The sequence below is a fragment of the Allofournierella sp. genome (assembly GCF_048388525.1).
Taxonomy (GTDB): domain Bacteria; phylum Bacillota; class Clostridia; order Oscillospirales; family Ruminococcaceae; genus BQOK01.
This window is the reverse complement of record NZ_DBGCTQ010000098.1, coordinates 32,548-54,311: the sequence shown is the minus strand read 5'-3', so window position 1 is coordinate 54,311 and position 21,764 is coordinate 32,548. Positions and strand designations below refer to the sequence as shown.

17 protein-coding genes and 1 riboswitch are annotated in these 21,764 nt (G+C 59.2%); of the genes, 10 read left to right on the top strand and 7 right to left on the bottom strand.

Going from position 1 to position 21,764, the window contains the following annotated elements:
• Positions 1 to 8: 8 nt before the first annotated feature.
• Positions 9 to 878: a GNAT family N-acetyltransferase gene (locus tag ACMLHZ_RS11830; protein WP_418667899.1), complete on the bottom strand. Its 870-nt coding sequence runs from the start codon at positions 876 to 878 to the stop codon at positions 9 to 11.
• 218 nt (positions 879 to 1,096) lie between these two features.
• Between ACMLHZ_RS11830 and ACMLHZ_RS11825 the strand changes: the two genes are divergently transcribed.
• The gene (locus tag ACMLHZ_RS11825; protein ID WP_418667898.1) at positions 1,097 to 2,332 is read left to right on the top strand and encodes a S1C family serine protease; all 1,236 of its coding nucleotides are present in this window, start codon (positions 1,097 to 1,099) and stop codon (positions 2,330 to 2,332) included.
• A gap of 208 nt (positions 2,333 to 2,540) precedes the next feature.
• On the opposite strand, the gene ACMLHZ_RS11820 is transcribed toward ACMLHZ_RS11825, so the two are convergent.
• Entirely contained in the window at positions 2,541 to 3,353 is an 813-nt protein-coding gene (locus ACMLHZ_RS11820; protein ID WP_418667897.1) for a MurR/RpiR family transcriptional regulator, read from the bottom strand.
• 398 nt (positions 3,354 to 3,751) lie between these two features.
• On the opposite strand from ACMLHZ_RS11820, the gene ACMLHZ_RS11815 reads away from it, so the two are divergent.
• The 8 genes from ACMLHZ_RS11815 (at position 3,752) to ACMLHZ_RS11780 (ending at position 15,017) form a co-directional block, all read left to right on the top strand.
• Positions 3,752 to 4,459 (top strand): N-acetylmannosamine-6-phosphate 2-epimerase, encoded by a 708-nt coding sequence (locus ACMLHZ_RS11815; protein WP_418667896.1) that lies wholly within the window; start codon positions 3,752 to 3,754, stop codon positions 4,457 to 4,459.
• Positions 4,460 to 4,530: 71 nt separating this feature from the next.
• A complete protein-coding gene (locus ACMLHZ_RS11810) occupies positions 4,531 to 5,589 on the top strand; it encodes an extracellular solute-binding protein (RefSeq protein ID WP_418667895.1) in 1,059 nt (352 codons plus the stop codon).
• Positions 5,590 to 5,629: 40 nt separating this feature from the next.
• Positions 5,630 to 6,739: an ABC transporter ATP-binding protein gene (locus ACMLHZ_RS11805; RefSeq protein WP_418667894.1), complete on the top strand. Its 1,110-nt coding sequence runs from the start codon at positions 5,630 to 5,632 to the stop codon at positions 6,737 to 6,739.
• Positions 6,736 to 8,406 (top strand): ABC transporter permease, encoded by a 1,671-nt coding sequence (locus ACMLHZ_RS11800; RefSeq protein WP_418667893.1) that lies wholly within the window; start codon positions 6,736 to 6,738, stop codon positions 8,404 to 8,406. Before ACMLHZ_RS11805 ends, ACMLHZ_RS11800 begins: the two co-directional genes overlap by 4 nt.
• A 51-nt stretch (positions 8,407 to 8,457) precedes the next feature.
• Positions 8,458 to 9,777 (top strand): alkaline phosphatase family protein, encoded by a 1,320-nt coding sequence (locus ACMLHZ_RS11795; RefSeq protein WP_418667892.1) that lies wholly within the window; start codon positions 8,458 to 8,460, stop codon positions 9,775 to 9,777.
• A 162-nt stretch (positions 9,778 to 9,939) separates the two neighbouring features.
• Positions 9,940 to 10,560 carry a TetR/AcrR family transcriptional regulator gene (locus ACMLHZ_RS11790; protein WP_418667891.1) on the top strand — a complete coding sequence of 207 codons (621 nt, stop codon included), beginning with the start codon at positions 9,940 to 9,942 and terminating at the stop codon, positions 10,558 to 10,560.
• A 117-nt stretch (positions 10,561 to 10,677) separates the two neighbouring features.
• Positions 10,678 to 12,969, top strand: a complete 2,292-nt coding sequence (locus ACMLHZ_RS11785) for a glycoside hydrolase family 3 C-terminal domain-containing protein (RefSeq protein WP_418667890.1) — start codon at positions 10,678 to 10,680, stop codon at positions 12,967 to 12,969.
• Between the two features lie 74 nt (positions 12,970 to 13,043).
• Entirely contained in the window at positions 13,044 to 15,017 is a 1,974-nt protein-coding gene (locus tag ACMLHZ_RS11780; protein ID WP_418667889.1) for an alpha/beta hydrolase family protein, read from the top strand.
• Between the two features lie 75 nt (positions 15,018 to 15,092).
• On the opposite strand, the gene ACMLHZ_RS11775 is transcribed toward ACMLHZ_RS11780, so the two are convergent.
• Entirely contained in the window at positions 15,093 to 15,845 is a 753-nt protein-coding gene (locus ACMLHZ_RS11775) for a nitroreductase family protein (RefSeq protein ID WP_418667888.1), read from the bottom strand.
• A gap of 259 nt (positions 15,846 to 16,104) precedes the next feature.
• On the opposite strand from ACMLHZ_RS11775, the gene ACMLHZ_RS11770 reads away from it, so the two are divergent.
• Entirely contained in the window at positions 16,105 to 18,651 is a 2,547-nt protein-coding gene (locus ACMLHZ_RS11770) for an FAD-dependent oxidoreductase (RefSeq protein ID WP_418667887.1), read from the top strand.
• Between the two features lie 336 nt (positions 18,652 to 18,987).
• Here the strand turns inward: ACMLHZ_RS11770 and ACMLHZ_RS11765 are convergent, their stop codons facing one another.
• The 4 genes from ACMLHZ_RS11765 to ACMLHZ_RS11750 form a co-directional block, all read right to left on the bottom strand.
• Positions 18,988 to 19,236, bottom strand: coding sequence for an AbrB/MazE/SpoVT family DNA-binding domain-containing protein (locus ACMLHZ_RS11765; protein WP_418667886.1), 249 nt, complete (start codon positions 19,234 to 19,236; stop codon positions 18,988 to 18,990).
• A gap of 52 nt (positions 19,237 to 19,288) precedes the next feature.
• The gene (locus tag ACMLHZ_RS11760) at positions 19,289 to 19,465 is read right to left on the bottom strand and encodes a hypothetical protein (protein WP_418667885.1); all 177 of its coding nucleotides are present in this window, start codon (positions 19,463 to 19,465) and stop codon (positions 19,289 to 19,291) included.
• A 209-nt stretch (positions 19,466 to 19,674) separates the two neighbouring features.
• Entirely contained in the window at positions 19,675 to 20,001 is a 327-nt protein-coding gene (locus tag ACMLHZ_RS11755) for a helix-turn-helix domain-containing protein (protein WP_418667884.1), read from the bottom strand.
• Positions 20,002 to 20,281: 280 nt separating this feature from the next.
• Positions 20,282 to 21,481 carry a cation:proton antiporter gene (locus tag ACMLHZ_RS11750; RefSeq protein WP_418667883.1) on the bottom strand — a complete coding sequence of 400 codons (1,200 nt, stop codon included), beginning with the start codon at positions 21,479 to 21,481 and terminating at the stop codon, positions 20,282 to 20,284.
• Between the two features lie 51 nt (positions 21,482 to 21,532).
• Positions 21,533 to 21,618, bottom strand: a riboswitch (Fluoride riboswitch).
• Positions 21,619 to 21,764: the final 146 nt, after the last annotated feature.

Here is a 21,764-nt window from a genome sequence, read left to right as displayed (position 1 = left end):
CCGTGCCCTTACTTTTTCAGCACAAAACAGGGCAGCGGCGCAGTGGGAGCCCAGTTGGCAAACTCGCACACCAGCAGGGTATACCCAGCCGGGGGCAGCCCCCGGAAATATTCCAGCAGGGCCCGCTTTTCCCCGCTGCCGTTGGGCCCGCCGCTGTACAGGCAGGCGGCCAGCACCCCGCCCGGCTTCAGTGCCTCCAGCGCGGCCTCCACCGCCGGCAGGCTGCTTTGGGGCACGGTGAACAGCGCATGATCCGCGCCCGGCAGGTAGCCGAAGTTGAACACCACGCAGTCGGCGCTGCCCCTATGCACCAGCTGCCCCAGGCGGGCGTGGTCCGCCCGCACCGCGCGGCCCACCTCTGCCAGGCCCGCGGCGGCAAGCCGGGCGTTGGTGGCGTCCACCGCTTTTTGCTGCACGTCCAGCGCCAGCACCCGCCCCCCGGGCCCGGCCAGGCGGCACAAAAACTCGGTGTCGTTTCCGTTGCCGCAGGTGGCGTCCACAAAAAAGCCCCCCAAAGCCAGGGTACGCTCCAAAAAAGCGTGGGTCAGGCCCACGGCGGTGGGGTCCGCCGCCCGTCTGCGTGCCCAGCAGGCGCCCCGCGGCGCAAAGCCGAACTTTTTCAGCAGCGTCTGCGCCGCCGCGTTTTCGGGGGCGGGGGCGGTGTGAAGGCTCCTGGGTCCGTAGCCGCCGGTGGCCCGCAGCACCTCTTTTAAAAGATAGCTGCCGTAGCCTTTGCGGCGCCATTCGGGCAGCACGCTCAGCTCCAGCAGCTCTGTACCGCCGCCCTCTGCGCGGCACGCGCAGCCGCCCACAACCAGCGCTTCCTTATATAAAACAAAGCGTGTCAGGCCGTTTTCCTGCCGCTGCTCCACCCGCATCCGGTTGCCCCCTTTGCTGAAATGTGGTATGGTAATAGCATCCGGCAGAAACCGCCGGAATACATGTATTATACAAGATTTTCACAGTTTTTTCACCCCGCCATGAAAGGTTTTTCACGATTGAACGGTATACTAGCCTCAGAACAAAAGCACAGGGCCTGTAAACGGGGGCACAGCGGCGCCCCGGGCCCCTTCGCATAGAGAAAGGATGATAAAGCATGGAAAACAAGTGGGAATACGATTATTCCGGCCTGTATCACAACGGCTATACCCCGGCTCCCAGCCCCTATCAGCCCCTTCCCCCCGAAATGGGCGAGCAGGGCCCCCTGGGCTCCGAACCGCCCCGCAGGAAAAAAGGCAGGGGCAAAAAGATCTTCTCCGGGGCGCTGGCCCTGGTTCTGGTTGCAGGCGTGAGCTTCGGCGGCGGCTACGCGGGCTTTAAGGCGGCCAGCGCCGGCCAGACCGACCGCATCGTGTACCAGGCTCCCACCTCCACCCCGGCCTCCGGCACCGGCACCACTGCCGCCAACCTGGTGGGCGTGATCAACGCCGTGAACCCCAGCGTGGTGGCAGTCACCACCGAGCAGATGGTCACCAGCAACTTCTGGGGCGGCCAGCAGGTGGTCAGCGGCGCCGGCAGCGGCGTGATCTTTACCGCCGACGGCTACATCATCACAAACAACCACGTGATCGAGGGCGCCCAGCAGATCAAGGTCAAGCTCTCGGACGACACCGAATACACCGCCAAGCTCATCGGCACAGACAGCCAGAGCGACATCGCGGTGCTCAAGGTTGATGCCACCGGCCTGACCCCCGCGGTGCTCGGCGATTCCGACAGTGTGCAGGTGGGCGAATTGTCCATCGCGGTGGGCAACCCCCTGGGCACCCTCAGCAACACCGCCACCGACGGCATCATTTCCGGCCTGGACCGCGAGGTCACCGTGCAGGGCAACACCATGCGCCTTATGCAGACCAGCGCGGCCGTGAGCCCCGGCAACTCCGGCGGCGGCCTGTTTAATGCAAACGGCGAGCTGGTCGGCATCGTGAATGCCAAATCCACCGGCGAGTACGCCGAGGGCCTGGGCTTCGCCATTCCCATCAACACCGCAAAACAGGTGGCGCAGGACCTGATTGAGAACGGCTACGTGACCGGCCGGCCCGCCCTGGGCATCACGGTCATCTCCATCTCGGACGCGCAGACCGCCATGCAGTACGGCGTGAGCAGCTTTGGCGTGTACGTGCAAAGCGTCACCAGCGGTTCGGGGGCCGACAAGGCGGGCATGAAGGTGGGCGACCGGATCGTCAGCGTGGGCAGCCAGCTGGTCGAAAGCACCGGCGACGTGACCAACGCCCTGAAAGACCTCAACGCGGGCGACGTGGTGGAGGTCCAGGTAGACCGTAACCGCGAGCTCATGACCCTGAATATTACCCTGGGCGAGCGCACCCAGGCCTGACCCTTTTTCCCATAAACCGCGGGGCTGCTGCAAACAGAAGGTTTTGCAGCAGCCCCTTTTTGTGTGCCCTGCCGGGCAAAAAGCAGCGCTCCCCCGGCGCCCTTTCTGAAGCCCGGCAGCCAAAAAACAACGGCCGGCGAAGCCTGTACTCTCAGGCTTCGCCGGCCGTTGTGCGCTGCATGGGGCCCCTGGCAGCCCGCGCGGCCGCTCACAGCTTTTTCAGCAGAATGGTTTTGGCAAGGTCCTCCTTCAGCTGCGAAACAACCTCGGAATGCCTTGCCGTGTATTCCCGTTTCAGGTGGTCCAGCACGAACATCTGGCTGATCAGCCCGGTGATGCGGCCGCCGTTTATAATCTCTTCTTTTGCCGAAGTCTGCAAAACAATGTCCGAAATTTTTGCCAGTTGGGAATTGCGGTAGCTCGTGATGGAAATGATTTTTACCCCGCGAAGCTTTGCCGCGGCGGCCGCCTCACAGGTGTCTTTTGTATTGCCGGTGAGCGAAAATACCACCAGCGCATTGTCCGCAGACATGGCCGAGGCGGTAAGCATCTGCATGTGCCCCTCCTCGATCGCCTGGGAGGATTTCCCCATGCGCAGAAAGCTGTTTTCGCCCATGCGGGCGGCAATCCCGCTCACAGAAATGCCAAAAAAGTAAATATGCCGCCGCTGTTCGATGATATCCACGGCCTGCTCGATCTGTGCAGGCGAGATCAGCGAGGCCGTGTTGTGAATGATCTCTGCAAATTCATTTTCCAGCGCAGAACCCAGGGCATTGGCTCGTTCGTTTTCCTTGGCGGAAATTTTTGCGATACATATTTTCAGGTCGATCAGCTTTTTGATGCCCAGCTTGTTGCAGAAGCGGATCACGCTTCCCTCCGAGACCTTAGCGCCCTCTGCAATGTCCGCCAGGGTCATGTTGGTGACGCCCTCTTTTTCGCGCAAAATGTACGACGCCACTTTTTTGTCCGCATTGGTATACTGCGGATAATTGGCCTCGATCACGTGAAAGATGTTGTCCATTTGCTGCCTCCCTGCAAGTCTATGTTCAGGTATGATGAATCAGCCCGCGGTATCGCTTTCCGCTTTACGGTCGTGTGAGCGGTGGAACAGAACAGATGGCCAGCCACAGAAAAAGGGCGGCAGGCACAGCTGGTCAAGCGAAGTGTCTTGAGAAAAAACAGCAATTACTTCCTCCTAAATATAATACATCCCGGCGCAGAATTTCAAGTGCCCGGCCAATGATTTGCAAAAAGAGTGAAAGATGACCCCGCAAAAGAAATTGCACAATTCTATGATCCTAGTCTCAATTTTTTTGTAATTTATCCAAAAAACTATTTACAATCGACAAAAAAAGTGGTAGTGTAAGCATGAAAGAAGTAAAACTTCTTTTTTAATCAAAAAATGGAGTGTTACTCAATATGGAAAAGAGCGAACTTCTTCACAAGCTGTCCCACGGCCTGATCGTCTCCTGCCAGGCGCTGCCTGGGGAGCCTTTGTACCGGCCGCAGGGGGGGGTGATGGCGCTGATGGCGAAGGCGGCGTGCCAGGCGGGCGCCGTGGGGATACGGGCAAACGGCGTGCAGGACATCCGGGACATCATGCGCGAGGTGCCGCTGCCGGTCATCGGGATCATAAAAAAAGATTACGCCGGCAGCAGCGTATACATCACCCCCACACTGGCCGAGGTGGACGCACTGGTGGAAACAGGCTGCGACATCATTGCGCTGGATTTTACCCGCAGCCGCAGGCCCCACGGCGAGAGCGCAAAGGAATTTTTGGAACAGGTAAAACGCAGATACCCTCACCAGCCCATCATGGCGGATTGCTCTTCCCTGCAGGACGCGCTCGCGGCGCAAAACGCCGGAGCAGATTTTGTGGGCACCACCCTGAACGGGTATGTGCGGGGAGACCCCCCCATGGCCGGGCCGAACTTTGAGCTGGTCGGCCGGATCGCGGCGCAGGTGCAGGTGCCCGTGATCGCCGAGGGGCGCATCCAGGAGCCCTGGCAGGCCCGCAGAATGCTGGAGCTGGGCGCCACGGCGGTGGTGGTGGGGGCCGCCATCACCCGCCCTCTGGAGATCGCGAGGCATTTCGTGAACGAAATAAGGCTCCCCTGCGGCGGCTGACCGCGGCCCCCTAAACCGTTTGAAAAGCTGGCAAGCTTGAATACAACACATTTATTAAGGAGGACAAAAAAATGAAAACAAGGCTTCTCAGTGTGATCCTGGCAGCGTCTTTTACGCTTTCCCTGGCCGGCTGTGCGGGCGGGGGCGGCTCGCCCGCATCTGGCAGCGGCGGCAGCTCGCCGGCCCAAAGCGCCGGCGAGCTGGTGATCTATACCCCAAACCCGGATGCAGAAATCCAAACCGTGATCCCGGCCTTCGAGCAGGCCACCGGCATCAAGGTGATCGTTCAGTCCATGGCCACCGGCGACGTGCTGGCCCGGCTGGACGCGGAAAAGGAAAATCCGCAGGCGGACGTGAACTGGGGCGCGGTGAACTACAACTTCTACATGCAAAAGCCGGACCTCTACATGGAATATGTTTCGCCAAACGATAAAAATCTCCCAAAGCAGTTCCAAAACACCACCGGCAACTACACAAATTCCAAGCTGTCCGGCAGCGGCGCCATGCTCCTGAACCTGGATGTCTTTAAAGAGCTTGGGCTCGACCCCGATGAATTTACCGGCTACAAAGACCTTCTCCGCCCCGAGCTGAAGGGCCGCATCGTCATGGCGGACCCCACCATCGCATCCAGCGCCTGGGCCGAGCTCACCAACATGCTCCTGGTAATGGGCGACGAACCCTACGACGAAAAAGCCTGGCAGTTTGTGGAGGCCTACGCGGACCAGGTCACGATTTCTTCCGGCGCGATCGACCGGCAGACGGCGGATGGTGAATACGCGGTGTGCGTGACCTACGAGGGTGCCTGCGTGGCCCTGCTGGACGATGGCGCAACCAACCTGAAGCTGGTTTATCCTGAAGAAGGCGCCGTTTGGCTGCCGTCCGGCGTCGCCATTGTGGACAACTGCAAAAACGCCGAAAACGCCAAAAAGTTTGTGGACTTTTTGATCTCGGAAGAAGGCCAGAATTGCTACGCGCAGACCTCGATCCGCCCGATTTTGGACGGCGTGCAGAACACCAGCCCCAACATCCCCCCGTTCTCTGAGCTGAACGTGGCCATTGAGGACATTGAATATTGCAGCAGCATGAAGGCCGAGTGGCTTGCGCGCTGGACCGACCTGGTCACCCAGTGACCGCGGCCCTCCATGATGCTTCACAGGATGGAGAACAAACATGAGTGTTACAATCGGGATCAAAAACGCGGTGAAGCGTTACGGAGAGAACACTGTGATCAAAAATCTTTCGCTGGACATCAAGGAGAGTGAATTTTTCACTCTCCTTGGTCCTTCGGGCTGCGGCAAAACCACGCTGCTGCGAATGATCGCGGGGTTCAACTCCATTGAAGGCGGAGATTTCTTTTTTGGTGACCGGCGGGTGAACGACATGGACCCCGCCAAGCGCAACATTGGCATGGTGTTCCAGAACTATGCGATCTTCCCCAACATGACCGTGCGGGAAAATGTGGAGTTCGGCCTGAAAAACCGAAAGATCGACAAAAAGCAGCGCGAAGAGGAAACCGAAAAATTCCTCCGGCTGATGCAGATCGAAGAATACCGCGACCGCCGGCCGGACCGGCTGTCCGGCGGGCAGCAGCAGCGCGTTGCGCTGGCGCGGGCGCTGGTCATCCAGCCGGATGTTCTTTTAATGGACGAGCCCCTCAGCAACCTGGACGCCAAGCTGCGGGTTGAAATGCGCACGGTGATCAAGGAGATCCAAAACCGCATCGGCATCACCACCGTATACGTCACCCACGACCAGGAAGAGGCCATGGCGGTATCCGACCGCATTGCGGTCATGAACGGCGGCGTGATCCAGCAGGTCGGGGCGCCCCGGGCGCTGTATCAGCGGCCCTGCAATATTTTTGTGGCCACCTTTATCGGCAGGACCAATATACTGGACGCCCAGCTGCACCAGGAGGGCGGGCGCTACAGCCTGGCGTTCGGCGGCGGCTACACCGTGGAAGCGCCGCACATCCGCCCCGGTACGGCGGAGCAGCCGGTAAAGGTGTCGGTGCGGCCGGAAGAATTTGTGCTGCACCCGCACCCCGGCGGCGCAGGCTTGCCCGCCTGTGTGGACGACAGCGTTTTCCTGGGCCTGAACACCCACTACTTCGCTCATTTAGAAAGCGGGAAGAAGGTCGAGATCGTGGAGGAATCCGAGATCGGGAAGGTGATCGAAAAGGGCACGGCGATCCGCCTGGAGGTAAAAAAGCAAAAGATCAATGTCTTTTCGCAGGGCGGCGAAACTTCGCTGATGGAGGATGAAGGCGGGGTGGCACCATGAAAAGGGCAATGGGCGGAAAAACTGCCCGCAGCAGGCGCGATGTCTGGCTGCTCATCTCCATCGTCATCCTGTGCCTTTATGCGCTGTTTTTGATCTACCCGCTGTTTATGGTGCTGCGCAACGCGGTGGTGAGCGAGAGCGGCGCGTTTACCCTTTCCCATTTTGTCAAATTCTTCTCCAAGCGGTACTACATTTCCACCATGGCAAACTCGTTCGCCCTCAGCGTGAGCGTAACGGTCTTTTCGCTGCTCCTGGGCCTGCCGCTGGCCTATTTTTATAATCTGTACGAGATCAAGGGCGCGCGGGTTTTGCAGATCTTCATTATTTTGTGCAGCATGTCGGCGCCGTTTGTGGGCGCGTATTCCTGGATTTTGCTGCTGGGCCGCAACGGGGTGATCACCAATCTGTTCAAAAACCTTCTGGGCGTCACCATTCCCAGCATCTACGGGTTCCACGGCATCGTGCTTGTGCTCTGTTCGCAGATGTTCCCGCTGGTGTTTTTGTATGTGTCCGGCGCGCTGCGCAATGTGGACAACACCCTTCTGGAAGCCAGCGAAAACATGGGCTGCAGCGGGGCCAAGCGCTTTTTCACGGTGGTCATTCCCCTGTGCGCGCCTTCGGTCATTGCGGCAATGCTGATGGTCTTTATGCGCGCCTTTGCAGATTTTGGAACGCCCATGTTCATCGGCGAGGGCTACCGCACCTTCCCGGTGGAGCTGTACAACTCGTTTATCAGCGAAACAGGCGGCGACACGCATTTTGCGGCGGCCTTGGCGGTAATTGCGATCGTGATAACGGCCCTGGTCTTTTTGATCCAGCGCTATGTGAACAACCGTTTTCAGTTCACCATGAGCGCCCTGCACCCCATCGAGCGCAGAAAGGCCAAAGGGCTGCACAATGTTCTCATCCACGCCTTCTGCTATCTGGTGGTCCTGTTCGGGTATGCGCCGCAGCTGTATGTGATCTACACCTCGTTCCAAAACACTTCGGGCAAGATCTTTGTGCAGGGCTACTCGCTGAACAGCTACAGGGAGGCGCTGGCGCAGCTTCAAAACGCGATCCCCAACACCTTCCTGATCGGCGGCGTGGCGCTGCTTTTCATCGTGGCGACCTCGGTGCTGGTGGCGTATCTTGTGGTGCGAAGAAACAATTTTGTCAACCGGTTTATTGATACGCTGTCCATGATCCCCTACGTGATCCCCGGCGCGGTGATCGGCATTGCAATGATCATCTCCTTCAACAAAAAGCCGCTGGTCCTGGTGGGCACGGCCGCCATCATGATCATTGCGCTGGTGATCCGCCGCAACGCCTATACCATCCGCTCCTCGGTGGCGATTTTGCAGCAGATCCCCCTCTCTGTGGAAGAGGCGGCCAGCTCGCTGGGCAGCAGCAAGCTCAAGACCTTTTTCCGGGTCACAATGCCCATGATGGGCAACGGCATCATCTCGGGCGCGCTGCTCAGCTGGATCGCCATCATCACCGAGCTGGCCACCGGCATCCTTCTGTATAACTACCGCACCACCACGCTGACCATCGAAATTTTCACCGCGGTGCTGCGCGGCAATTACGGGATCGCCGCGGCAATGGCGTGCATCCTTACCGTGATGACCACCATCTCCCTGCTGCTGTTCATGAAGATCTCCAACAACAAGGACATCACATTCTGATGCCCGCGCGGCTTCACCCGCGCCGAACAGACGATCAGGAAGGAACGACAGATGAAAAAAGTGATTCTGGTGTCGCTGGACGCCCTTGCCGGAAGCGAGTACGAGCTGATCCGCCAGCTTCCGGGCTTTTCAAAGCTGCTGGCGCGGGGCGCCTGCTGCGCCCAGGAGGAATCGGTTTACCCCACGCTCACCTACCCCTGCCACGCAAGCATGGTAACGGGCTGCACCCCCGGGGTGCATGGCATCGTGAACAACCACGCGTTTCATCCCGGCGCCCGCATTCCCCACTGGAACTTCTACGCCACCCGCCTGAAAAAACCCGCGCTCTGGGATTATGCGAACCGCGCCGGCAAAAAGACCCTGTCCATTTCCTGGCCGGTCAGCGCGGGCGGCGCCATCCGCTGGTCCATGCCGGAAATGACCCCGGCAAAGCCCAAAATATGGAACGCCGACAGCTTCCTCAAGCAGCTGTGGGTATTTGCCAGATACGGAACGCCCCTGTTCGCCATCCGAACCCTTTTGGGCCGCCGCGGGCTGCCGAAGGCCTGGTTTTTGGGCAGGCAGCCGCAGCTGGACGAATGTATGCTGGCGGCCTTTTTGCAGGCGCTGGAGCGTTACCCCTTTGATATCGCGCTGCTCCACGTCTACGGAATGGACGACGCCAAGCACCAGCACGGGACCGACAGCCCGCAGGCGCACGCCTTTTTAAAAAAGTACGATGCATTTGTGGAAAAGCTGCTGGCATATGCGGACGCCCAGCGGGAAAAAGGAAACAGCGTTCTGCTGCTGATCACGGGCGACCACTCGCAGCGAAACGCCCACAGCATGATCCACGGAAATTTCCTTCTGGAACAAATGGGCCTGTGCAAGGTGGAAAACGGAACGCCTGTGTCCTGGAAGGCCTGGGTGGACAGCGGCGACGGTATGGCCTATGTCTACCTGTCCCCCGCCCTGGATGAAGTGGAAAAAACGCAGCTTGTGGCCCGGATCCGGGAAAGGTTCCTCGCCCACCCCGGCGTCGCCGCCGTCATGGAGCCGGAAGAATTTATCCCTCTGGGCTGCGACCCGGCCGCCGCCCTGGTGCTGGAAGGCGCCGATGGTTATGGGTTTGCCAAGGGGGCCCCAGCCCCGGGGAACGAGCCCGACCGCGACGGCGTTTCCCATAACGCGCCCCGCGCGCTGCACGGCTACCTGCCCTCGCGCGGGGATTACCGCACCATGTTGCTGGCCTGCGGCGACGGCGTTCGCCACGGGACCATCCCGCGCATGAGCATTATGGACCTTCTGCCCACCATCTGCAAATGGATGGACATCCCTCTGGACGGACAAGTGCAGGGGCGGGTGGTTGAGGAACTGTTCCGCGAACCGTAAGCGAAAAAAAGAAAACAGGGCCGCTGCAAAATTTTCTTTTTGCAGCGGCCCTGTTGCCCCGCTTGCTTTTTACCCTATGGCGCGTTTATAATATGGGCAGGCCGGAACGCTCAAAGCGGGAAACCCTCCGGGCTGGCGAAACAAAACGGAAGAGGTGTTTGCATGGCCCGTCCAGTCGATATCAGCGATGAAGCGATCATCGATATCGCCCAGGAACTTTTTTTCGAACAGGGCATCGCGGCCACGGAAATGAAGGATATCGCGCAGAGAGCGGGGATCGGCCGCAGCTCGCTGTACCGCCATTTTGAATCTAAAGAGAGCATTGCCTTCAGCATTGCTGCGCGCATCCTTACACAGCTCACGGCGGTGCTGGAAACGCCTGGCCCACAGGCGGAAACAGGGGCGCAGGCGCTGCTGGAGATTTTGAAGCGCTATGTGCAAAAGCTGGTCGAAAATCCCGCCTGGGTGCGCTTTCTGGATGAATTCGACCAATTCTTCAGCGACGTTTACCCCGAGAGCAAAGCGGCGCTGGATTACATTTCTTTCAACAGGCAGCTGTCGAACGGCATGGTGGACGCCGCGCTCGAAAGGGGGGCGCAGGACGGCTCGCTTCACCTCCATGGCTCCAGCAAGTTCATGGGCCGTTTCCTTCTGAACACGCTGCTGGCCCTCGCGCAGCGCATCCTCCCCCGTGCGCAGCATTACGACCAAGAGCAGGGATACAGCTTGGAGTACCTTACGCTTCTGCCACAGGTCTTGGCGGATGGGCTTTCAGGAAAATAGACAAATACAGCGGCCAAATATAGGGCGGTTTGTCGATTGACAAACCGCCCTTTTGTATGTAAAGTTAAATTAACAATTATGATACACGCGTCTCATAATATGCAAAGGAGAATACATATGAGCATGACCGATGTCGAAACCCTCCTTGCGGAGATGACTTTGGAGGAAAAAGCAGGCCTTTGTTCCGGCGCCGGCTGTTGGGCAACAAAGGCGTTGAAACGCCTGGGCATCCCGGCCGTGATGATGGCGGATGGCCCGCACGGCCTGCGAAAGCAAAATGGGGCCACCGACCATTTAGGAGTGGGCGAAAGCGCAAAGGCCGTGTGCTTCCCAACCGGGGCGGCCCTCGGCGCCAGCTTTGACCGGGAGCTGCTCGAGCAGCTCGGAGGCCATTTGGGCAGGGCTGCGGCGGCCGAGCGGCTTCATACGGTGCTGGGGCCCGCGGTAAACATCAAGCGCGGCCCCCTGTGCGGGCGCAACTTCGAATATCTCTCGGAGGACCCGTATCTCACCGGGGAGCTGGGCGCCGCCTACGTAACAGGTGTACAGCGGGAACAAACGGGTGTGAGCGTAAAGCACTTCGCGGCCAACAACCAAGAACAGCACCGCATGAGTGTCGATGTGCAGGTCAGCGAACGGGCCCTGCGGGAGATTTATCTGGCCGGCTTTGAAACGATCGTAAAACAGGCGCGGCCCTGGGCGGTGATGTGTTCTTACAACCTGATCAACGGGACCTACAGTTGCGAGAACCCCTGGCTGCTGGACGAGATGCTCCGAAAGGAATGGGGCTTTGACGGCATCGTCATGACGGATTGGGGCGCTATGAACGACCGGAGCAGGGCGCTGGAGGCGGGCCTGGAACTGGAAATGCCCTCGAGCCATGGGGAAAGCGACCGGCAGCTCGTCCAAGCCGTAAAAGAGGGCAAATTGCCGGAGACGGTCCTGGACCGCGCAGCGGGGCGGCTGCTGACCTGGGTGCAAAAAGGGCGCCCCTGTGCGCCCGCAGAGCCTTACGACACAGGGGCACAACATGCGTTTGCCCGCCGCGCAGCCGGTGAGTGTGCTGTTTTGCTCAAGAACAACGGCGTACTGCCGCTGAAAAAAGGGGCAAGGGTGGCCTTTATCGGCGAATTCGCGGCTGCCCCGCGTTATCAGGGGGGCGGTTCCAGCCACGTGAACAGCACGCGGGTGTCCTGCGCGCTCCAGGCTGCCGGCCCGCTCGCGGAGATCCGGTACGCACAGGGCTTTTCCGCCCAGGGCGGGGCGCTGGGTGAGGGCGCGTTCCAAGCGGCCGTACAGGCGGCCGCACAGGCGGAGTGTGCCGTTGTGTTTGCCGGCCTGCCCGACAGCTGGGAATCGGAGGGCTACGACCGGGCAGACCTGGAGCTGCCGCCCGAGCAGAATGCCCTGATCGCCGCAGTGGCGGCCGCACAGCCCAAAACCGTGGTGGTACTGCACAATGGCAGCCCGGTGGCGATGCCCTGGCTCCAGGATGTGGCGGCGGTGCTTGAGATGTACCTGGCCGGCGAAGCGGTGGGCGAGGCCACCGCGGACCTGCTGTTCGGGGCTGTGAACCCTTCCGGCAAGCTGGCAGAGACCTTCCCCTTGCGCTTACAGGACACGCCCTGTTATCTGAACTTCCCCGGAGACGGAAAAACAGTGGACTACCACGAGGATATCTACGTGGGCTATCGCTGGTATGACGCGCGGGAGATGCCAGTGCTCTTCCCGTTTGGGCACGGCCTGTCCTATACAAGCTTCACGTATACGGGCATAGCACTGGATAAAGCGCACATGGACGACAGCGAGACGCTGACCGCAACCGTCCGGGTAAAGAACACAGGAGGCCGAACAGGCAAGGAGGTCGTACAGCTGTATGTCCACCCAGGGCCCGACACCGGGCCCGCCCTGCGCGCGCGCCAAGAACTGAAAGGCTTTGCAAAGGTGGAGCTGGCCCCCGGCGAGGAAAAGGCGGTGCAGTTCCGGCTAAATGGGCGCAGCTTTGCCTACTATGAGCCGCGGCTCGCCGGGTGGCACGTTCCCAGCGGCATCTATACGGTATCGGCGGGCGGCAGCAGCCACAGCCTGCCCCTGCACGCACAGGTGCGGGTCGGCTCCCGGCAAAAGCTACCACTCGCCGCACAGGAAACGACCACCGTGGGGGATGTGCTCGCGCTGGGCAGCGAGGCCCAGATTGCACAGCTCAACACGCTGCTCAAAAAAACTTCATTTTATACACCGGAGAGCGGGTCGGCAGACCCGCTCGGCTCCGGCACCCGGCAGTTTTTGGGGGCCATGGCAAGCGGTCTGCCGCTGCATGCGCTGCGCAGCTTTGGCGATGTATGCAACGAGGAGATCGAGCGGCTGCTCGGCGCCCTGTCCACACCCGCGCAGAAAGGGGGGAAATAAGTACCGCACTCTATAAAAAAGCGCAGCAAAACCGGTATGCGAACCAACCAACGCTTGAAATGAGGAGGAACAAAATGAGCAGGTTCACGCAAAAGCTTAAAAAGGTCACGGCCAGAACGGTTCTCTTCATCGCTCTGGGCTGCATGATCGTCAGCATGCTGGGCACCTGGATGCTGGCAACAGATTTTTTCACCGCAAAGGAGAAAGTATACAATGTCACCATGGCGGAGCTGGCGGAGATGATCGATGCGAACAACGCCGCCTATGGAAAGGACATTCCTGTGGATTTCACCCGAAATGCCAACCACTGGTACAATTTCAGCTTTATCGTCTACCAGCCGAAAAACGCCACGCCCGAGACCCCCGCGCCTCTGGTGGTCTGTTCCCATGGGGGTTCCTCGCGCAAAGAGCTCCAGCAGCCGTTCTATCTTGAGCTCGTGCGGCGCGGCTTTGTGGTGATCTCCATCGACAAGGGCGGCAACGGCGCCACCGACACTGGCATAAGCAGCGCGGAGGTATCCGGTGACGGGCACGGGGTACTGCCCGCTGTCCAATTCGGCATGAGCCTGCCCTATGTGGACGAGACGCGGGTGGGCGTCACGGGCCACAGCGCCGGCAACAACGCCATTGTCAATACCCTTCTCATCACGAACGCGGAGGGCTCGGCCCACCGTATCCGCGCGTATGTCTCCGGCGATGGCACCGACTGGGGCCGCCTCACCGAGACCGAGACGCGCGACCTGGTACTGACGGTAGGCGAATGCCGCTACGGCGAATTCAACAACGGCCTGCATGTCGGCACAAGTGATCAGGGCAAGACCCTTATGCGTCTGTTCTACCCGGAGTACAACGAGGCCGCGATCCCCAACGGCCAATGGTTCACCGCGCAGGGCCCGGTCCCTGTGCCAGCGCCCGGCCAGGTCATCCAGGCCGAGAACGCCGTTGTGGTGTATGAGCCGCCCATCATTCACGTGAGCTGGTACTTCAACCAGACAGCGGTGGCCGCCGTGATCGACGGCATGTACGCAGGCCTTGGCACGCCTGCGGGCGCGCAGGTGCTGCCCAGCGGCAACACAGTGTGGCAGCTCGCGGCGGCGCTGGGTCTGCTGGGGATGATCGGCTTCTTCATGCTGCCCTTCGCCCTGGTGCCCCTGCTGCTCAAGCGGAAGGTGTTCAGCGGCGTTGTGCGCCCGCTGCCCGCGGACGAAACGCTGGGCGAGCTTAAAAAGCCCTCCACCTGGATCCCCATGGCCGCGTTCTTCGTGCCGATGATGTTCATTACATACCATGTATACAGGCACTATACCTCCACGGCTTCGCGCTATATGAACACACAGGTATACGCGGCGGCCATGGGCACAAACGGCGCGGCCATGAACGGGCTCATCATGGGCATCGTGCTGATCGGCCTGCTGATGGTGGTCTGGTTTTTACAGAGCATGTTCGCACGCGTGAACAAGACCACCCTCTCCGGCAGCCCGTTTACCAACGCCCGGCTCGACAGCGGCTCCCAATTCCTTAAAACGGCGCTGCTGGCCTTCACCGTCGTGTTCCTCATGTATACCCTGGTGTGGTTCGCTTTCTACGTGTTCAATGTGGATTTCCACTTCTGGGACTGGACCATCACCGTGACGGACCTCGACCATCTTTACATCATTATCGTCAAGTATTTCCCTATCTTCGCGATGTTCTACACGGTGTGCGCCCTCTTCAACGCCAACACCCGCTTCAGGGATGTGCCGGAGTGGCTCTCCACCCTGATCTGTGCGCTCTTCGGCGTGCTTCCCACCGCGTATCTCGCGTGGGAGCAGTATTCCACCGTCTTCACGCTGGAGCGCGTGCGCTTCCTCGACGACGTCTGGGTAAACCTGGCGGCCTGCGGCGCGTGGAAGGGCATCCCGCTGACGATCCTCACCACCTATCTGGCAAGATACATTTATAAAAAGACGGGGAACGTCTGGCTTGCGGGCTTCACGAACGCACTCATCATGCTCTGCTATACCTCCTTCGTAATGAATTTCTATACAGATTTCATGCTCCCGTCCTAAACGAAACACGAATGTCAAAAGGCGGCCGCCGCGGTTGTTTCCGCGGCGGCCGCCTTATTTTTTTCGCGGCGGCGCTCAGCCTTCACCGCCCATAAAGTCCTTCAGGTACACGGCGGCGCTGCGGCTCATCTCCCGCGAAAATCCGCTCTCATATTTGCGTTTTGCAAACGCCTGCACCCAGGCCTCAAACCGAAAGGCCTTCTTCCCCTCCCGTGCCGCCCGCTGTGCAAGGGCGGCGCGGTGCTCTTCGTCGGTCTTTTCCCGGTAAACATTCTTGCACACGATGTATTCCGGCGCAAACCGGGCGGGTTTCGGCCGCTCCTGCTGCTGCCGGGTGGGGCGGCCCATCACCAGCATGGCGGCGGGCAGCACGTGGGCGGGCAGGGCAAGCGCCGCCCGCATCTCTTCGCAATGTTCCAGCACGTCCCCGATATAGCAGCTGCCCAGGCCCAGGCTCCCGGCAGCCGTAACCGCGTTTTGGGCGGCAATGCAGGCGTCGGCCACCGCCAGCAGCGCGTCCCCCGCACCTGGCCGGCGCACCTTGCAGCCAGCTGCGCGATATACCTCGGGCCAGCGGTGGCAGTCGGCCAAAAACACCAGCACCACCGGCGCGGTGGCAATAAAGGGCTGGTGGTCGCACAGTTCGGCCAGCCGTTCCTTCAGCGCCGGGTCGGTCACGTCCAAAATGGTGTAAAGCTGCTGGCAGCCCGCGGTGGGCGCCTCAAAGGCGGCGCCCAGCACCGCCTGCTTTTCCGCCTCACTCACCGGCTCCTCCGTGAATACCCGCACGCTTTTGCGCGCGGCAAGCTCCCGCAGAATTTCGTTCATCACACTTCGCTTCCTTTCCGCTGGGGCGCCCGCCGCGCCCCCTGCCTTTTATCAGCTTACCACAAGGTGAATTTTTTGAAAAGAGCGCCTTTTCCCCGCTGACAAAACCCGCCGCTTGTGCTATGATAAAAACGCAGTGACCTGCTAGGAAACGTGGCATTTTATGGTATTTTTGTTTTTCCTGTGTTTTCCGCCCGCCGCTGCTTCAAACTGAATAAAGGGGGCCCCCGCCGGGCCCCGGGAGAGGAGATCACCCACCATGAAAACGCTCAAACTGCGGGACGGCTTTTACTGGACCGGCATCATCGACGATCAGCTGCGCGTGTTCGACATTGTAATGTACACCGAATTCGGCACCACCTACAACTCCTACGCGCTCACCACCGGCGGCAAGACCGTGCTCTTCGAGACCGCCAAGGTCAAATTTTTCGACGAATACCTGGACAAGCTGCGCCAGGTCATCGACGTTGGCTCCATCGACTACCTGGTCATGAGCCACACCGAGCCGGACCATGCGGGCAGCGTGGAAAAGCTGCTGGACTACAGCCCCCAGATGAAAATCCTTGCCACCCCCTGCGCCGTCGGCTTTTTAAAGGAGATCGTGAACCGCGATTTTGTAAGCCTGCCGGTCAAGGACGGCCAGCAGATGAAGATTGGCGAGCGTACCCTGCGCTTTATGGCGGTGCCCAACCTGCACTGGCCCGACACCATGTACACCTTTATTGAAGAGGAGCAGATCCTTGTTACCTGCGATTCCTTCGGCGCGCACTACTGCCTGCCCGAAGTGCTGCGCAGCAAGGTGCAGAACGAGCAGGATTACCAAAAGGCCCTGAAATATTATTTCGACTGCATCATCGGCCCCTTCAAGCCTTTCATGCTGCGGGCGCTGGACCGGGTGGAGCCGCTGGACGTGACCCTGGTGTGCACCGGCCACGGCCCCGTGCTGGACAGCCGCATCCGCGAGACCTTCGCCCAGTACCGCCAGTGGTCCACCGTTAAAAACCCCAACGGCAAAAAGACCGTGATCATTCCCTACGTCAGCGCCTACGGCTACACCGGCCAGCTGGCCGAGGCCATTGCCCAGGGCATCGCCGCCAGCGGCGACGTGGCGGTGCGCCGCTACGATATGGTGGAGGCCGACCCCGCCAAGGTGGAAGAGGAACTCCTGTTTGCCGACGGCTTTCTGCTGGGCACCCCCACCATTGTGGGGCAGGCTTTGCGCCCCATCTGGGAGCTCACGCTGGAAATGTTCCCCGCCACCCACGGCGGCAAGCTGGCGGGCGCCTTCGGCAGCTACGGTTGGAGCGGCGAGGGCGTGCCCAACATCACCGAGCGGCTGCGCCAGCTTAAGCTCAAGGTGGTCGACGGCTTCCGGGTGCGCTTCAAGCCCAGCGAGGCCGACCTGGTGGGTGCCTACGAATACGGCTACCAGTTCGGCTGCCGCCTGCTGGACAAGCCCCTGGCCCCTCCCGAGAAAACGGGCGGCCGCAAGCTGGTCAAGTGCCTTGTGTGCGGCGAAATTTTCGACGCCTCGCTGGATGTGTGCCCGGTGTGCGGCGTGGGCCGCGAAAACTTTGTTCCTGTGGAGGACGCCGCCACCGGCTACCGGCGCGACAGCCAGGAGTACTATCTGATCCTGGGCGGCGGCGCGGCGGCGCTGAACGCGGCCCGGGCCATCCGCCAGCGGGACGCCACCGGCAGCATCGTCATGGTGTCGGAAGAGCCGTACGCCCCCTACAACCGGCCCATGCTCACCAAGGCCCTGCTGGCCGGGCTCACCCCCGAACAGCTGGCCATGGAGAGCCCGGAATGGTACCAGGAAAACCGCATTTACCAGGTGCTGGGCAAGCGGGCACAGCAGGTGGATCTTGCAAAGCGCGAGGTCACGCTTTCGGGCGGTGAGGTGCTGCAATTCACAAAGCTGATCTACGCCCTGGGCAGCGAGTGCTTTGTGCCGCCCATGCCCGGCAGCGAGCTGGAGGGCGTGGTGGCCGTGCGCCGCCTGGCAGACGTGCGCAGGGTCGAAGCCCTGATGAAGCAGGCCAAACATGCCGTGGTCATCGGCGGCGGCGTGCTGGGCCTGGAGGCCGCCTGGGAACTGAAAAAGGCCGGCCTTGCCGTTACCGTGCTGGAGGTGGCTCCCCGGCTGATGCCCCGCCAGCTGGACGAAACCGCCGCCGCCCTGCTCACCGCCGCCGCCGAAAAGGCGGGCATTGCGGTGCGCACCGGCGCAGCGGTAAAGGCCATCCAGGGCAGCGGCCGGGCCGAGGCCGTTGTGCTGGAAAACGGCGAGCGGTTCCAGGCCGGGCTGGTGATCGTGTCGGCCGGGGTGCGGGCAAACACTGCCCTTGCCGGCGCCATGGGCCTGCAAACAGGCCGCGCCGTGCTGGTGAACGAGCGCATGGAAACCAGCGCCCCGGGCGTGTACGCCTGCGGCGACTGCGCCGAATACCAGGGCATGAACCTTGCCAACTGGGCGCAGGCTGTGGACCAGGGCAAGGTGGCCGGTGCCAACGCCGCGGGCGAGGCGCTCGCCTACGCCCCCACCCTGATGGGGCTGACCTTCCAGGGCATGAACACCGCACTGTTCGCCGCGGGCGACAACGGCTCGAACCCCGCGCTTTTGTACAAAACCCTGGAATTCCGCGACGCGGGCAAGGGCCAGTACCGCAAGTTCTACTTTTTGAACGACCGGCTGTGCGGCGGCATCCTTCTGGGCGACACCAGCGCCATGGCCGCCCTCACCGCCGCGCTGCAAAGCCACGCCACCTACAAGCAGATGCGCGAGAGCGAACTCATGGGCTGAGGCGCTTTCCTCTCGGCAGCCGATCCGTGTTAAAACGCCCGGGGCAGACAAATCGTCTGCCCCGGGCGTTCCCTTTGCCCAAACGCAAGGCGTATTTTCGGCTGAAATAGGATACGCTTCATATTATAGCCGAAGTTTAGACTGGCCCTATAAACGCGTGCGTTTTCAAAAACGCCTCAATCTGTCTGCGGCGGAGCTCCGCTTTCTCCATCGCTGTATCGCTCATTTCATCGCTCAACATTGGTGCGCCGCCTCCCCTGAAAATCTGCAAAGCGCCCCCGGAAAAGCAGCAGCTTTTCCGGGGGCGCTTTTAAACCTGTCTACAGGGGGCGGCACTCACAGCTGTTCCAACGTGCCGATGGAGGCGACGCACGCCTCGCACACCGCGCTTTCCCCGTGGCTGTGCAGGTTTTCGGTGGAGCCGCAAAGGGCACACTGGGGCGTTTCCTTTTCCAGCGCCACCCGCCCGCCGTCCAGCGTAAGGCGCACCGAGGTGCCCTCGGCAATGCCCAGCGCGTTCCGTATCTCTTCGGGCAGCACCACCCTGCCCAGGGCGTCGGCCCTTCTTACCATACTGATCTTCATGCTAACCTCCCAATTTTGTTGTGCTGTATTCTTTGCCAGCGGCTGAAAACCGCTATTCATAAAGCGGCTCGGCAAGGCTTTTGTATTCCGGAAACTTCTCAATGTAGGGGCGCAGCCGCCGCTGCACCTCGGCCCGCTCCTCGGCGTCGGCCTTGTCGGTATCATGCCCTTTCCCCGAAAAGTTTATCACGTCGTAAAAAATCTCGGTGAACAGCCGCTCGCAAAGCATTCTGCGTTTTCGATCAGTTCGGGCTCTGATTCAACCCGGAACCCATCCTCGCTTTCCGGGTTGAGCGGCAGCAAAACATAGCCCACCTTATCCGACCACAGCAGGTCAATGTAACCGCTGTTTTGGATATAGTCCTGAAAGGCTGCACGGACCTTTTCAATTTTAGATTGTTGTGCTTCGGAATATGGTTGTTTCATTTTCATTGACCTTTAGCTGTATTCTTTGTCAACCATTACGTTGATAACACGAAAAATTCGTTCCCGTTCTTCCCGCGGCAAATTTTGCAATTTATCATCCAATTCTGTTTCACGAATTTTAAAGCCGCATTCCAAAACATCCTGCAGCACCAAGTCTGCGGACGTTCCCAATGTTTCTAAAATATTGACCAGGACTTCCAGGCTGGGTGCCCGAACACCGCGTTCAATTGTTGAAATGGTACTCACGGTCACATTAATGGCCTCTGCCAATTCACTTTGACTGAATCCCACTTTTTGCCGGGCCTCTTTTATTCTTCTGCCTATTTTCTTTTTGTCCATATTTCTGCCCATACCTACGTATTGTTCTAGTAAAATACTTACAGTATGAGTATAAAGAAAACCGGGAAATCATCACAGGCACTGTAAGTTTTTTGTCACACTCAAAGTATGATTTCTAAAAATTTCTCTGAGAAAATTTTAGAAAAACATCTTTTTTACTGTCCACAGCACCTTGTGTATAGCAAAGCCGCCCCAGGCGGTTTCATGTTATCATTATATTTTTTTCGCAGAAAATCATGGCCTTTGAATTTCGCAAGAAACGGCTTTTTCCTTTGCCTGTTTATTTCCGCCCGTCATCTCCATCATTCTTTTCAAGCAATTTCTTGTATGTCAGATCGGCCCCAATGGCTCCAACGGGCGCAGTAATCAAAATAGCCACCACAGCCACCGTCAGGATCATATTTCCTGCGGGAATGCCAAGCGCCAGGGGAATGCCGCCGATCGCCGCCTGTACGGTTGCTTTCGGCAAATAAGATATCGCGGTAAACAGCCTTTCCTTTCGATTTAATTTTGTCTTTACCAAACATAAAGCAACCCCAACCATACGAAAAGCAAGGGCGATTGCAATCAGCGCGGCCGCTGCCGCCCCCACACTTGCAAGGCTGCGGACATCTACCGCCGCTCCAACAAGAACGAACAGCAAAAGCTCAGCGCCGATCCACACTTTTTCATATTTCACCGAGAGCCGCTTCGCCAAATTGCCATATTGCCTGTAAATTGTACCGCCGAGCGCCATAACGGCCAGCAATCCAGACAAAGGCACAGCCTCTTTTATTTCGCTTTCCAAGCTGACAAACAAAAAAGCTGTTCCCATAAGAATAAGGATTTTCACCGTATCGCGCATGTGGATTTTGCGAAACAGCCTTACAATAATCAGGCCGCACAAGATGCCGAGGGCCAAGCCCAATACAATCGAAACCGGCACTTTTAGTAACCCGGCGGTGTTAAATGCCTGCCCCTGATACATTCCTGTAAAAGAGGTAAACAGAACAATCACATACACATCATCTACCGAGGCTCCTGCCATAATCAGTTGCGGGATCCCTTTTTTTACGCCGTAGCCATTTTTTATAAGGTTCAGCATACGGGGAACCACAACGGCCGGAGAAACCGCTGCAAGAACGGCGCCCATAATGGCCGCCTCCAGGTAGGAAATGCCAAACAACATGGGGCCAAAGATCGTTACGGCTGCCATTTCCATCGTTGCCGGAACAAAACACATAAGAACCGCCGGGCGGCCTACCTTTTTTAAATCTTTCAGATCCAACGCAAGACCGGCCCGGATTAAAATAACGATCAGGGCAATCTGCCGAAGGTCAGCGGATATCTCTAAGATAGAAGCATCTATGAGGTTCAGCACAAAAGGCCCCAGGATAATTCCGGTCATCATCATTCCAAGCAACGCGGGCAATTTCAGCTTTTGCATAATGCCGCCGAGTGCGAATCCACAGAATAAAATCAACGTTAAGCTCAATAACACAGCAATTCCTCCCTGTTCGCAAAAAAGCTGATAACTTCTGCGAACATAAACAATTTCGCAGAAGTCATCAGCTTTGCAAGCGGTTTGGAATAAGGGCCGGCCTTACTCGCAGGGAGAACTTCATTCCCTTTATTGCTTTTTAGTATACCACACTGGCTCATACCATTCAAGCTGCTGGAAACTTTTTTAACCGGCTGCCTCTCCCTGCGGGAGAAGCGGCTTTTTCCTTTGCCCGTTTATTTCCCTCCGCCACGGCCCATCCTGTGGGTGAGGTGGTAACAAA

Excerpts from the sequence above, each read along its gene's own strand:
- ACMLHZ_RS11830 (WP_418667899.1), bottom strand. The coding sequence starts at position 878 with ATGCGGGTGGAGCAGCGGCAGGAAAACGGCCTGACACGCTTTGTTTTA.
- ACMLHZ_RS11825 (WP_418667898.1), top strand. The coding sequence starts at position 1,097 with ATGGAAAACAAGTGGGAATACGATTATTCCGGCCTGTATCACAACGGC.
- ACMLHZ_RS11820 (WP_418667897.1), bottom strand. The coding sequence starts at position 3,353 with ATGGACAACATCTTTCACGTGATCGAGGCCAATTATCCGCAGTATACC.
- ACMLHZ_RS11815 (WP_418667896.1), top strand. The coding sequence starts at position 3,752 with ATGGAAAAGAGCGAACTTCTTCACAAGCTGTCCCACGGCCTGATCGTC.
- ACMLHZ_RS11810 (WP_418667895.1), top strand. The coding sequence starts at position 4,531 with ATGAAAACAAGGCTTCTCAGTGTGATCCTGGCAGCGTCTTTTACGCTT.
- ACMLHZ_RS11805 (WP_418667894.1), top strand. The coding sequence starts at position 5,630 with ATGAGTGTTACAATCGGGATCAAAAACGCGGTGAAGCGTTACGGAGAG.
- ACMLHZ_RS11800 (WP_418667893.1), top strand. The coding sequence starts at position 6,736 with ATGAAAAGGGCAATGGGCGGAAAAACTGCCCGCAGCAGGCGCGATGTC.
- ACMLHZ_RS11795 (WP_418667892.1), top strand. The coding sequence starts at position 8,458 with ATGAAAAAAGTGATTCTGGTGTCGCTGGACGCCCTTGCCGGAAGCGAG.
- ACMLHZ_RS11790 (WP_418667891.1), top strand. The coding sequence starts at position 9,940 with ATGGCCCGTCCAGTCGATATCAGCGATGAAGCGATCATCGATATCGCC.
- ACMLHZ_RS11785 (WP_418667890.1), top strand. The coding sequence starts at position 10,678 with ATGAGCATGACCGATGTCGAAACCCTCCTTGCGGAGATGACTTTGGAG.
- ACMLHZ_RS11780 (WP_418667889.1), top strand. The coding sequence starts at position 13,044 with ATGAGCAGGTTCACGCAAAAGCTTAAAAAGGTCACGGCCAGAACGGTT.
- ACMLHZ_RS11775 (WP_418667888.1), bottom strand. The coding sequence starts at position 15,845 with ATGAACGAAATTCTGCGGGAGCTTGCCGCGCGCAAAAGCGTGCGGGTA.
- ACMLHZ_RS11770 (WP_418667887.1), top strand. The coding sequence starts at position 16,105 with ATGAAAACGCTCAAACTGCGGGACGGCTTTTACTGGACCGGCATCATC.
- ACMLHZ_RS11765 (WP_418667886.1), bottom strand. The coding sequence starts at position 19,236 with ATGAAGATCAGTATGGTAAGAAGGGCCGACGCCCTGGGCAGGGTGGTG.
- ACMLHZ_RS11760 (WP_418667885.1), bottom strand. The coding sequence starts at position 19,465 with ATGCTTTGCGAGCGGCTGTTCACCGAGATTTTTTACGACGTGATAAAC.
- ACMLHZ_RS11755 (WP_418667884.1), bottom strand. The coding sequence starts at position 20,001 with ATGGACAAAAAGAAAATAGGCAGAAGAATAAAAGAGGCCCGGCAAAAA.